This is a genomic window from Saccharothrix sp. AJ9571, from assembly GCF_021725495.1.
GTDB classification, from domain to species: Bacteria; Actinomycetota; Actinomycetes; order Mycobacteriales; family Pseudonocardiaceae; genus Amycolatopsis; species Amycolatopsis magusensis.
The window spans coordinates 6,155,859-6,167,745 of the sequence record NZ_CP091382.1 but is presented as its reverse complement, the minus strand read 5'-3'; the positions used below and the strand labels follow the sequence as shown (position 1 = coordinate 6,167,745).

The 11,887-nt window shown below is 71.1% G+C and carries 13 protein-coding genes; 6 read left to right on the top strand and 7 right to left on the bottom strand.

The window, feature by feature from the left end:
* The first annotated feature begins 147 nt into the window (after nt 1-147).
* The gene (locus L3Q67_RS28670; protein ID WP_499184539.1) at nt 148-318 is read left to right on the top strand and encodes a hypothetical protein; all 171 of its coding nucleotides are present in this window, start codon (nt 148-150) and stop codon (nt 316-318) included.
* Between the two features lie 25 nt (nt 319-343).
* On the top strand, nt 344-1,432 hold the full coding sequence (locus L3Q67_RS28665) for a hypothetical protein (protein WP_499184538.1): 1,089 nt from the start codon (nt 344-346) through the stop codon (nt 1,430-1,432).
* A 65-nt stretch (nt 1,433-1,497) separates the two neighbouring features.
* On the opposite strand, the gene L3Q67_RS28660 is transcribed toward L3Q67_RS28665, so the two are convergent.
* Together L3Q67_RS28660 and L3Q67_RS28655 are read right to left on the bottom strand one after the other, a co-directional pair.
* Nucleotides 1,498-2,691 (bottom strand): glycoside hydrolase family 64 protein, encoded by a 1,194-nt coding sequence (locus tag L3Q67_RS28660; protein ID WP_499184537.1) that lies wholly within the window; start codon nt 2,689-2,691, stop codon nt 1,498-1,500.
* A gap of 126 nt (nt 2,692-2,817) precedes the next feature.
* Complete coding sequence (locus L3Q67_RS28655) at nt 2,818-3,618, bottom strand: carbon-nitrogen hydrolase family protein (RefSeq protein WP_499184536.1); 801 nt, start codon at nt 3,616-3,618, stop codon at nt 2,818-2,820.
* A 123-nt stretch (nt 3,619-3,741) separates the two neighbouring features.
* Here L3Q67_RS28655 and L3Q67_RS28650 point away from each other — a divergent pair, with 123 nt between their 5' ends.
* The 3 genes from L3Q67_RS28650 (at nt 3,742) to L3Q67_RS28640 (ending at nt 5,359) form a co-directional block, all read left to right on the top strand.
* Nucleotides 3,742-4,401, top strand: coding sequence for a GntR family transcriptional regulator (locus tag L3Q67_RS28650; RefSeq protein ID WP_499184535.1), 660 nt, complete (start codon nt 3,742-3,744; stop codon nt 4,399-4,401).
* A 57-nt stretch (nt 4,402-4,458) separates the two neighbouring features.
* Nucleotides 4,459-4,797: a DUF1330 domain-containing protein gene (locus L3Q67_RS28645; protein WP_499184534.1), complete on the top strand. Its 339-nt coding sequence runs from the start codon at nt 4,459-4,461 to the stop codon at nt 4,795-4,797.
* A gap of 91 nt (nt 4,798-4,888) precedes the next feature.
* On the top strand, nt 4,889-5,359 hold the full coding sequence (locus tag L3Q67_RS28640; protein WP_499184533.1) for a hypothetical protein: 471 nt from the start codon (nt 4,889-4,891) through the stop codon (nt 5,357-5,359).
* Here the strand turns inward: L3Q67_RS28640 and L3Q67_RS28635 are convergent.
* Both L3Q67_RS28635 and L3Q67_RS28630 read right to left on the bottom strand, forming a co-directional pair.
* Entirely contained in the window at nt 5,275-6,567 is a 1,293-nt protein-coding gene (locus tag L3Q67_RS28635) for a nitric oxide synthase oxygenase (protein WP_499184532.1), read from the bottom strand. The two genes, L3Q67_RS28640 and L3Q67_RS28635, sit on opposite strands and share 85 nt — an antisense overlap.
* A 48-nt stretch (nt 6,568-6,615) precedes the next feature.
* Complete coding sequence (locus L3Q67_RS28630; RefSeq protein ID WP_499184531.1) at nt 6,616-7,038, bottom strand: SRPBCC family protein; 423 nt, start codon at nt 7,036-7,038, stop codon at nt 6,616-6,618.
* 85 nt (nt 7,039-7,123) lie between these two features.
* Here L3Q67_RS28630 and L3Q67_RS28625 point away from each other — a divergent pair, with 85 nt between their 5' ends.
* Complete coding sequence (locus L3Q67_RS28625; RefSeq protein WP_499184530.1) at nt 7,124-8,281, top strand: amidohydrolase family protein; 1,158 nt, start codon at nt 7,124-7,126, stop codon at nt 8,279-8,281.
* Here L3Q67_RS28625 and L3Q67_RS28620 read toward each other — a convergent pair.
* The 3 genes from L3Q67_RS28620 to L3Q67_RS28610 all read right to left on the bottom strand — a co-directional run bounded on the left by L3Q67_RS28620 (nt 8,268) and on the right by L3Q67_RS28610 (nt 11,881).
* Entirely contained in the window at nt 8,268-8,810 is a 543-nt protein-coding gene (locus L3Q67_RS28620; RefSeq protein ID WP_499184529.1) for a hypothetical protein, read from the bottom strand. The two genes, L3Q67_RS28625 and L3Q67_RS28620, sit on opposite strands and share 14 nt — an antisense overlap.
* A 145-nt stretch (nt 8,811-8,955) precedes the next feature.
* Nucleotides 8,956-9,210: a WhiB family transcriptional regulator gene (locus L3Q67_RS28615; RefSeq protein WP_499184528.1), complete on the bottom strand. Its 255-nt coding sequence runs from the start codon at nt 9,208-9,210 to the stop codon at nt 8,956-8,958.
* A 136-nt stretch (nt 9,211-9,346) separates the two neighbouring features.
* Nucleotides 9,347-11,881: an ATP-binding protein gene (locus L3Q67_RS28610; protein ID WP_499184527.1), complete on the bottom strand. Its 2,535-nt coding sequence runs from the start codon at nt 11,879-11,881 to the stop codon at nt 9,347-9,349.
* Between the last annotated feature and the right edge of the window lie 6 nt (nt 11,882-11,887).

Genomic DNA, 11,887 nt, shown 5'->3' with positions numbered 1-11,887 from the left:
CCTCGACGAGGCGCACCAGAAGTTGACCGCGGTGCGGGAATACTTCCAGGCCAAGGCGACACCCTGGCGGCGCTGGGCACCCCGCTCCAGGACCCGTTCTTCGGCGGGCACGAAGGCGAAACGGGCGCGTTCAAGCGGAACTACGAGGTGTTCGGCACCGAATGGCTCAGGCAACTGCAACGGGTGCTGGTCCTCGAGCAGCGTTTCGTCAACCTCATCGGCGCACACGCCGAGGCGGTCAAGAACGCGTCCGCCATGTACGCCCACGCCGACGTCAATGCCCGCAAGGCCCTTCAGTCGATCCTGGAAGAGATGTAACCGGTCCTGGGGGAGGACAACAGCCATGGAGAACGACTGGCCGACGCCGCGACCACTCGAAGACTGGCACGGCCTGCTGGCCGGCGTGGACACCGAGCAGATGCCACACGCCAGGCAATTCGCCGCCTGCTTGCAGAAACTGGCGGAAAGCTCCGACGACACCTACTCGTGGACCCCTTACATCGCGAGCATAGGTCCCGACATCTACGAAATGCACGCCAACGGCCACCCGGGCGGCTCGGCGGATTCTTCGATCCCCGTGGGCAATTACCACCACCTCGACTTCGGTCCCGAGTACATCTGCACCGTGATCCAGTACCTGGGCACGACCCCCGAACACTTCATGGCCTTCGCCCAGGTGTTGTCGGGGCAGCACGTCGCCACGAGTGACACCGGTCCCGCGGGGCCGGACGCCTACGTCACGCCGATCGACTGGGCCTACCAGCACCTCGCGTTCGACAAGGGCATGGAGACGGGCTCGCCGTCGGGGCAGGTGCGGGAGTCCGTCGCCGACTTCGGCGAACTGAACGGTGCGATGCAGGCGGTGATCCAGTCGGGGTGGGACAGTGACGCCAAAGAAGCCGCACTGGACAACCTGATCAGCCTGATGAACTTCCTCATCTACATCCGCGGGCCGCTGCACGCGGAACTCGGCGCGACCGTGGTCGCCTACGCCGCCCTGATCGAGTCGGCCAGGAAGCAACTGAACGAGCTCATGGCACACACGGTCGCGGCGCTGCGGCGACTGGAGCAGGGGCAGGACGCCGATCCGGTCAAGGTGGCGGGGACACTGCTCGCGCTGGCCGGCTTCATCCCCGGGCTGCCGTACGCCATCACGTTCGGGATCGGCCTGGCCTCCATGGCCATCAGCACGATCGAGTCCCAGGCGAAAGCCAAGGAAACCCCGCAGGACTTCGCGATACCCGGTGCCCGGTCCCACTCGTGCGTGGACATCCTCAACTGGTACCTCGAAAAAGCTCGTGACACGTGCGAGCAACTGAGCGGCGGCATCGGCGAGCTGACGAAACGCCTGCCCGCGCTGCTCGGCGAAGTGATGAGCACCGTGCCGGCGGACAAGCACGTCCACGGCGAACTCAGGCAGTTGCCGACCTGAGCACACCGCTGTGAATGTGGCTTTCACGGCGCATTCCGCCGTGAAAGCCACCTTCACGGCATCCTCTACGAGTGCAACGACTTCAGGGTGATCGTCAGGGTAGCCGGATCCCCCGCCCGGACCGCCCCGCTGAAGTCCGGCCCACCGGTCGAAGTCACGTCGTCGTACGGGAAGGCGTAGCCCCGGTTGTCCGGCAGCCGTTCGTGCACGATCCGCGCGTAGTGGTTCGTCTTCTCCGTCTGGTAGAAGTTCTCCGGCCTCTCCCCGTTCGGCTGATCCGCGTTGTCCCGCAACGTGGTCCGGTTCAACGCCGCCGCCAGGCGCGGGATGATCGCCTTGCGCACATCGCTCGCCCCGCCGAGGGCGAACGGGCCCGAGTCGCAGCTGAGGATGTCGGCGGTGCTCGGCTTCGCGAAGGTCTCGCCGTTGTCGAACTTCAGCACCCCGTCGGCGACCTGCGCGGTCACCTTGCCCCACGACGCCTGGGTGTCCACGGTCAGCGGGCTCCCGCTGTACTTGGCCCAGACCTCGTCGACGTACCCGGCGAAGTAGTCGCCGAACTCCGCGGACTGGTAGTGCGCGCTCATCGCCCGCAGGTTCCGGCCGTCACCGGCCTTCTGGATCAGCTTGCCCCACGGCGCGCCGTCCTTCGCCGCCTGTTCTTCAAGCGCGGCGCAGATCCCGTCGAGCGCACCGGCGGGCAGGCCGGGCACGCTGTCGGACGCCCCGGAGAGCGTGGTCAGCCCGAGCGCGAGCGGTGCCGCGACGAAGTCGACGTAGCTGACGTTGACGAACAGCTCGGCCTCGTTGAAGGTGAACTCCGCGAACGACCAGTCCAGCTGGTAGTTCGGGTCGTCCGGGTTGAGGAAGCTCGGGTGCACCACGTTCGGCCCCGGGTTGACGAAGAAGGTCATCTTCTGCCCGGTGACCACGTAGATCCGCGCGCCGTACATGCGCGGCACGCGGACCGAAGTGGTGCTGCCCGGCCCGCCGAGCGGGATCGCGCAGTCCTCGGCCAGCGGCGTGGTCGGCGCTCCGGGTGACGGCGGGAAGTAGGTCGCGCCGCCTTCCTTGACGAACACCGGCTTGCCGCCGGACAGGCCGGTGACGTAGGCGTACGCGGTCCCGGAGCCGGACTCGTTGCGGATGGCCAATTCGAACGTCTCCGGTGTGGCGGCCGAAGCCGGCGCGAACCGGCTGAGCGCGACACCGGCCAGCGCCGCGGCGGAACCACCGATGAAGGCGCGGCGAGAGATCATGAGAAGACTCCTCGGCAATGAGGGGACCGGACAGTTACTAACCAACTGCAATGTGGTCCAGACCACCGGGAGATGTCAAACCTGCGATCGGAACTGATCGGAATCGGTCAAGCCGTGATCTTGGGCCTACTCCCGCTCGGCCACGGTGAACCGGCGCAGCCCCAGAGCCGGGTTCTTGGCGCGCACCTCGTCCAGCCGCGCCCTGGTCAACTCGGCCCCGGCGGTCGCGGTCCGCTCCCCCACCGCGGCGAGCACCACGCCCATCGGGTCGGCGATCAGGCTGTTGCCCGAACCGGTCGGCGCGCACTGCCCCGCGGCGGCGACGTAGATGGTGTTCTCGATGGCCCGCGCGCGGATCAGCGTGGTCCAGTGGTCCTCCTTGAGCGGGCCGGGCACCCACTCCGCGGGCAGCAGCACCACGTCGGCGCCCGCGTCGACCAGGCGGCGCGTCACCTCGGGGAAGCGCAGGTCGTAGCAGGTCTGCAGGCCGAAGGTGAGGTCGTCGACCTTGAAGGTCTCGGGTGCCTCGACCGTGCCCGAGCGCACGAAGTCCGACTCACGGAAGCCGAAGGCGTCATAGAGGTGGAGCTTGCGGTAGAGCGCGGCGATCGAGCCGTCCTCACCGGCGGCGACCAGCGTGTTGGAGATGCGACCGGTGCCTGGCAACTCCTCGTTGACCCCCGCGACGAGGGTGACCCGGCGCTCCTCCGCCAGCGCGCGCAGGCCGGAGACCCACGGACCGTCCAGCGATTCGGCGGACTCGACGAACCGCTCGTCCATCGCGGGCACGGTGAACATGGCGTACTCGGGCAGCACCACCATCCGCGCCCCGCGGGCGACCGCCTCGTCCACCAGCTCGGTGACCTTCGCCAGGTTCGCCCGCTTGTCCTGTCCGGGGGCGAACTGCGCGACGGCGACGTGCACCATGATCTCAGCCTCTTTCCGCTTCTCCGGGGACCGGCATCCACTCGATCCTCTTTGTATACATGGCGGATACACGGGATGTCCAGGAGTGTAGGATCGGGCGCGCGTGCCGACGAGGGGAGCTCCATGACCAGGACCGCACCCGCCGCGGGCGGCGGGCCCGCGCGCGACCGGGTGTACACCTGGCTGCGCGACGAGATCATCTCCGGCGAACTCGAAGCCGGGCGGTTTCTCGACGAGCACTGGGTTTCCGGCGTGGTCGGGGTGTCTCGCACGCCGGTGCGGGAGGCCTTCCACCGGCTGGCCGCCGAGCGGTTCATCAGCCTGCTGCCGCGCAAGGGCGCGCAGGTCAGGACGGTCACCGCGCGGGAACTGGAGGAGGTCTACCAGACCCGGCGGCTCATCGAGGGGCACGCCATCGCGTTGTTGTGCGCGACGCGCGCCGGGGTGCCGGAGCAGATGTCCGAACTGCTGGAAGCGATGGAGCGCGCCGGGGAGGCCGGCGAGTGGTTCGAAGTGTCGGGCCTGGACCGCGCCTTCCACCGGGCGATGGTGAACGCGGCCGGGAACTCGGTGCTCACCGAGGTCTACGACGCGCTGCGCTCACGCCAGCAGCGGGTCGCGGTGCGCGCGCTGCAGGCCCGGCCGGACCGGCTGCCGGTGATCAACGCCGAGCACCGCGAGCTGGTCGCCGCCCTCGGCGGGCACGACGAGACCGAGGCATCGCGCATCCTGCACCAGCACCTGCGCCCGGTTTCGGAAGTCCTGTCCCTGCTGCCCGACTGAGGCGCTTTACCTCCGGCGTAATCGACCTCGAACGCCGTGGCGGGCAGCATTCTCGCCATGACCGCTTACGCGCTGGCCCACCTCCGCCGCCCCGAGACCCTCCACCCCGGCGTCTTCGAGTACATGAAGCGGGTGCAAGCCACCCTCGACCCGTTCGGCGGGGAGTTCCTGGTGCACGGCGGCCAGGTCGAGGTGGTGGAGGGCGAGTGGCCCGGCGACCTGGTGCTGATCGCCTTCCCGGACATCGAGCGGGCCAGGGCCTGGTACGCCTCACCCGCCTACCAGGAGATCCTGCCGCTGCGCACCGACCACCTCGACGGCGACACACTGCTGGTCCCCGGCGTTTCGCCCGGTCACCAAGCCGCCGAGCTGGCCGACCGGCTGGCGCGCTCCTGAGCCCGATCGGCGACACACCCGCACACCCACGCCGGTGCGCGGTGGCGGCGGTGGCACCATCGGGGCAGCACCCGACCCGAGGGGAGCGTCCATGACCACCGTGTCCGACACCGCGCCACCGCTCGTTTCGACCATCACGACCTGGTGCGCCACCGAAGCCGCGGTCCGCGGCCAGGACCACGCCGCCGCCACCTACGCCGGCACCGTCCCGGCCGCCGCCACCTACACCGCGGGCGGGCTCGGCGCCCCGCCCGGCGTGCTCGACTTCGACGAAGAGGACCTCGCGCTGCTCGCCGAACTCGCCGAGCAGGCCCGCCACCGGCTGGAGACCTGGCAGCGGACCGGCTGGCTGTCCCCCGCCGACCGCGACCGCCTGCTCTTCACCGCCCGCGCCGCGCTCGCCGGCGCCCCGCACGAAGACCCGGCGGAGAGGGCCGCGGCCGCCGAGTCGCTCGAAGCGCTCGAACGGTGGTGCGCTCAGGCCCCGGACGAGCCGCCCGCCGACGCCGGGCCACCGGCCGCCGAGCCGGTGCAGGGAGAACTGTTCGCCCTGCCGGGCTGACCGGCGGGCTCGGCGGACAGGAACGCGGGGCGGACCCCCGGGTCCGGCGGGTCGTAGTAGCGGTGGAACACCGGCGTCTGACTGCCCGAGAGGGGCGGCACGATCCAGCTCCAGTCCGCGCGGCACCGCCGCCCGGCGGCTTCCTCCCGCCGCAGGTGCTCGAGGAACCGGTGCGCCTCGGTGTGGTGGTCGGTGATCGTCACCCCGGCCACGTCGAACGAGTGGTGCACGGCCGCGGTCAGCTCCACCATCGCGCGGTCGCGCCACAGCGTGCGCTCGCTTTCCGTGCGCAGCCCCAGCCGCCGCGCGATCAGCGGGAGCAGGTCGTACCGGCCGGTGTCGGCGAGGTTGCGCGCCCCCACCTCCGTGCCCATGTACCAGCCGTTGAACGGCGCCGCCGGGTACCGCACGCCCCCGATCTCCAGCGGCATGTGGCTGATCACCGGCACCGCGTGCCAGCGCAGGCCGAGTTCGGCGAACCACGGCAGGTCCGGGTGGCTCAACGGCACCTCGAGCACCACGTCCTCGGGCAGGGCGAACCAGCGCGGCTCGCTCCCGGCCGTCTCGACGATCAGCGGCAGCAGGTCGAACCGGCCGCGCCGCCGCGGCGGGCACCAGCCCAGCCGCTGGGCGAACTCGGTCAGCGCGAGGTTCCGCGGGTCGCCGAAAACAGTGTCACCCGGACCGCGGTACGCGGCATACCGGATCAATTGTTCGTTCCGGATCCGTGGCCCGCGACCTGCGGATGAATCGGGGCCGAAGATCGTGACCGCGGATCTGATCCGTCCATCCCTGGTCACCTCCCGCAGGTGCCCGAAGCATTCCTCGGCAATACCGGCGGCGTCGGTGACCGCGCGGCGATCACGGATTTTCAGGCTCCGCCAATAGAGTCTGCCGATGCACCGGCCGGCGTTGCGCCAGGCGACGCGGGCGCCGAATTCCAGCTCGGCCCCGGTGTGCCGGTAAGTTCCCGTCCGCTCGATCTCACGCCGGACTTCGTTCAACCGCAAGGACAACTCGCCGCCAGAAGCTTGCTCCTGGTACAGCAAACGCAGGAACTCCTCCGCCGCGGCGAAGGTGACGCTGCGTTCACCACCCAGCCGCTGCCCCGGCGGGGAATCCACTCGTACGGCGGTTCCGGTCACCTTTTTACCCCATTTCTCGAATGTGGCCAGGCCGAAAAATGACAAAGGGGCAGCGTACCTCATGAATTCGAATTAGCGCATTTCTGCACTCAGTTCAAGCCGGTGATTGTTTTACCGCCGGCCGAGCGATTCGGCGAGCAGGTCCAATCCGGCCTCCCAGCCCGGGGCGACCGCGGAACCGGTCTCACGGTCGTCGAGCACATTGGTGAACACCAGCACGCACGCGTGCTCGCCCTCGGCGGCCAGCTCGAAGCGCAGGGTCTCGCCGTCCCAGGTGTACTCCAGCAGCCGCGGGCGGTCGGCGCGGACGACCGTGCCCGTCCCGGTGTCCCCCGATTTCGGCACGAAGGCCAGTTCGGCGCCCTCGGTGAACTCCAGCCGCGACCGGTCGTAGTCGAGGATCTGCACGAACCACACCCGCAGCTCGTCCCGCTCGGTCAGCGCGCGCCAGACCTTCTCCCGCGGGTGCTCGAAACGCCGTTCGAACCGCAGCGCGAACCGGCCGTCCTCGGTCACTCCGCCGACACCCCGCACGACGCCTCCTATATTCCTTGGTGGCAATATTGCCACCGCAGCATACGGACGGCGGGCCCGGGTGCGCAACTGGCAGGATGCCCCGATGCGATCACTCCTGACCGGCGGCTCGGTGTTCGACGCCGCCTCCGGCGAAGTGAGCCGGGCCGACGTGGTGCTCGACGGCGACCGGATCGTTTCGGTCGGCACCGACCTCGACGGGGACGAGGCGGTCGACTGCACCGGCGGCCTGCTGCTGCCCGGGTTCATCGACTGCCACACCCACGTCTGCATGTCGCAGACCCTCGGCGACCCGTTCGGGCTGCCGCGTTCGGCCCGCGCGCTGTCCGCGGTGCCGGTGCTGCGCACCCTGCTCGGCCTCGGGATCACCACCGTGCGCGACGCCTGGGGCGCCGACGCCGGCCTGCGCCTGGCGCTGGAGCGGGGCTGGATCGAGGGGCCGCAGGTACTGCTCAGCCTGCGTCAGATCGGGACCACCGGGAGCATCGGCGACCACTGGACCCCGGTCACCGGGAAGGTCGACTTCTTCGGCGACCCGTCGATGCCCGATCCGGTGTTCGACGGCCCCGACCAGGCCCGCGCGGTGGTCCGGCGGATGGTGCGCGCGGGGGCGGACTGGCTCAAGGTGGCCGCGACCGGGTCCGTCGCCGCCGGGACCGGGGTGCACGACAGCCAGCTCACCGCCGCGGAGCTGACGGCGCTGGTCGACGAGGCGGCGAGGCAGGGCGGGCGGAAGGTGATGGTCCACGCCCACGGTGCCCGCGCGGCGGAGCTGGCGGCGCGGGCGGGCGCGGCGAGCGTCGAGCACGGGATCTACCTGGACGAGGCGGCCGTCGCGGCGATGGCCGCGGCCGGGACCTGGTTCGTGCCGACGTTGTCCTGCACGCACGGCCTGGAGGACGTCCCCGCCGAGCGGGTCGAGGCACACCGGGAGTCGGTGCGCCTCGCACTGGCGGCCGGGGTGCCGATCGCACTGGGCACCGACAACCCGGTGACCCCGCACACCGAGGCGCTGCGTGAGATCCACTACCTCGCCGAAGCCGGGCTCGGCGCGGCCGGTGCCCTGCGAGCGTCCACACTGGACGCCGCGCGGCTGCTCGGACTGGCGGCCGACCGCGGCGAGATCACCGAGCGCAAGCGCGCGGATCTGGTGCTGCTGCACGGAACCGAGCTGGACACCGCCGGCCTGGCGAGCCGGATCCGGGCGGTGTGGCACAACGGCGAGCCGGTCAGCCGCGCCTGAACTTCGTGCGCCCGCCGGGCTTGAAGGCGGTCAGGATCACGCAGGCCAGGTACATGCCCGACGACACGCATCCGGCGGCGAGCAGGCCGAAGGCGTACTCCCCGGTGTCGATCAGCTGATCGGCGGGCGCGGCCGCGACGACCGCGCCCAGTTCCCGCAGGCCCGGCACCGAGGACAGCGGCGTGAGCACCACCGCGATCAGGGTCAGGGCGAACTTGGCCACCACCCACCGGTGCCGGAACAGGCCCCACTTGGTGCCCAGTGACAACACCAGCCCGCTGGCGAAGGCGGCCAGGCTGATCGGGACGAGCAGGGTCTCGCCGAGCATCGCCATGGCCAGGAAGGCGGCGTGCTGGCGGGCCGGGTCGGTGGCGTTCACACCGGTGACGGCCAGCACCAGGTTGCCGAGCGTGAGGCCGAGCCAGCCGACCGAGGACACGACGTGGGCGACCACCACGGTCTTGCGCGCCCGCGGGCTGAGCCGGGGGAAGCGGGGCGCGGACCGGGCGGCGGGAATGGTGGTGTGCATGGGAAAAGTGTGGGCCGCGGGCGGGCTCTCGTCGTCCGCCGAGTTCCGGCTTCGCCGCCTGCGCCCAGCCGGGTACGCGACACGGTGCCGTACGCCGGGGAGCGTACGGCACCGTGCTGATTCCTCTGTGAACTAAACGGTGGACTCAGGCGGCCCGCGGGGCGGCGGTGGCGCGCTTGAGCGCCCGGCGCTCGCGTTCGGTGGCGCCGCCGAAGACACCGTGGTCGAGGCCGTGGTCCAGCGCGTAACTCAGGCACTTGGCCCGCACCGGGCACCCGGCGCAGACGGCCTTGGCCCGCTCCGCCTGGCGGGCCCCGGGGCCCACGTCGGAGAGCGGGAAGAACAGTTCGGGCTCGTGGTCGCCGCAGGCGGCACGTTCGGTCCAGTCAGCGAATTCCATGGGTTAGCCGCCCCCTTCCGGACGGTGGTGGTGCAACTCGGGTGGTCCTTGATTCTGCGTGACGAGGGCAGCACGGCGCGCGCCATTTTCGGCGGCCGTGCTGGGAACACCGCATCCAACACGGGTGGTGCGGGGGTTATTCCCCGGCGAGCAGGCGCCGGTCGCGGATGCCGCGCTTACGCATCGCGCTGGCCACGTGGGCCTCGACCGTGCGGATGGACAGGAACAGCGATTCGGCGATCTGGCGATTGGTCAGCCCGCGCCCGGCCAGTTCGGCGACCGATTCCTCCCGCGGTGACAAGGCCTGTCCGTAGCCCCGTCTGCCTCTGCGGTGCGGTAGCCGGAAACCGTTTCGCCGCAATGTCTCCGCACATCTGGCGGCGTCCCAGGAAGCGCCGAGCGCGGTGTATTCGGCGACCGTGCGAACCATCGTTTTCTCGTCCCTCCCTCGTAGCCGCGATTCCGCCAGGGCCTCAGTCGCGCGCAAGGCGGAATACCGTCGGCCGAGGCTCGAGTACCCTTCGATGGCGGCGGCGAAACTGTTTTCCCGCCCGTGCACGATTCCGCTGGTGAGGTGGGCCGCCGCAGCCGCGATCGGGGCGTCCAGGCCGTCGATTCCGGCACGGAATTCGCTGTGTAATTGCCCGGCTTCACGGGGTGAACACCGAGCCGCGAGCGGCACCACATCGGCGGCCCACACCCACAGATCCTGTTTGCGGATCGCGGCCAGCAAGTCGGTCAGCGGCTCCGGTTCGATCCGCGCGAGCGCGGTCCGCGCGGCCAGCAGCATCGGCATGGACAGGTCACGGGCGGCGACCTCGGCCACCGCGTGCAGTTCGTGCCGCGCGGTCACCAGGTCGCCGTGCGCCAGCGCCAGTTCACCGAGCACCAGCCGGGCCTCCGCGGCGAGTTCGGGCAATCGCCACGCGTCCACGCGGACCGCCTCGGCGCGCTCGGCCAGCCCAGCCCAGTCCCCGGCGGCGAAATCGGCCCGCAGCCGGGCGCCCGCCATCACCGTGGCCAGGTACTCGTCCTCCTCCGGACCGGCCAGGTCCCGCGCCCGCGTGAGCATCCGCCGCGCGTCTTCGGGACGGCCGAGCCAGGCGGCCGCGTCGGCGAAGTTGACCGCGCCCCTGGCCAGTTGCGCGGGCTCCCCCGGCTCGGCGAGCACCCGCTCCGCCGCGGCCCGGCCACCGGGATCACCGGCGTAGAGCAGCACGGTCGCGTGGTTGACCCGTACCGCGGTGCGCACCCCGCGATCCTCGACCCGGTCCAGCAAAGCCAGCGCGCGTTCGGCCCACTTCCGGCGGTCCGCCACGGCTTCCGTGCCGTCCCCGGCCACCGCGAGCGCCGCCATGGCGCGGGCGGCGAGGTCCGGCCGCGACGCCAGTTCCCCCGCCGCCACGGTGAGCTGGTGCCGTCCGGCGGGCCGGTCACAACCCTGACCGCACAACAACATCGCCAGCGCGAGTCGGATTTCTCCGCGCTGCACCGGGGAAAACTCCTCGGTGAGCAGACCGTGCAGCGCCTTGATCGCGACGTCGTGCCTGCTGCCGTGCCCGGCCACCCGGCCGAGCAGGGTCGCCAGGCGCAGGCGGTCGGCCTGCCCCACCCCCGGCGCCGCCAGCGCCCCGGCCAGCTGGTCGACCACGGCGTCGCCTTCGCCGGTCCGGTAGGCCTGCTCACCGGCCGCCAGCGCGTACCGCACCCAGTCCCGCAACCGCCCGGCTTCGCGGCTGTGGTGCGCCAATCGCAGCGCGGGCGCCGGTTCGAGGGCAGCCAGTGCGTCGGCGGCGCTCCGGTGCACGGCACGGCGTTCGGCGGGTGAGAGCAGGTCCTCGATGGCACGGGAAGCCAGCGCGTGGCGGGTGGAGAACCGGCCGGGGCTGGTCGTCACCAGCAGCCCGGCGTCGAGCGCCTCGTCGACCGCTTCGGGTGCGCCCAGGAGAAATTCTTCCACCGGTACCGCGAAAACCGCCGCGGCGACCACCACCGCCCGTGCCTGCGCGGAAATCCGGCCGAGGCGTTCGGCGAACGAGCCGCGCAACGCCACCGACGGCCGCAGGTCGCCGAACAACGCGGTGGAATCGGGCAGTGCGCGGACCACTTCCTCGATGACGAACGGCACCCCCGCGGTGAGTTCGTACAACCGGTCGGCGAAGGCCGCGGAAACGGTGCGCACCCCGAGGTGCGCGGCGGCCAGTTCCGCGGCTTCGGCCCTGCTCAGCGGCCGCAGGTCGATCTCCACCGCCGACGCGGCACCAGCGGCGAGGTCGATCGGCCGCGTTTCCCGCGGCCGGTAGGTCACCACGACCCGCAGCCTCGGCGGGAGCTGCGGGCACAGGTACCGCAGGAACTCCCAGGTGGCGTTGTCGGCCCAGTGCAGATCCTCGATGACCAGTGTCGCCGGGCCGGCGTCGTCGAGCACCTGGCGCAACGCGGGGAATCCCCCGGCCACGCCGAGCGCTTCGACCACCGGCCCGAGCGGCAGCGGCTCGCGCAACGGCGAACATCGCCCGGCCAGCCGTCGCCCGGTCTCCCGCATCCCGGCCACCAGTCGGGTCTTGCCGATACCCGCCTCTCCGCCGACGAGGATCAGCGCGGGCGCGGCGACGGCGTCGAGCGCGGTCAGCGCGTCAGCGCGCCCGACCATCGCGATCTGCTCGGTCAACTTCGG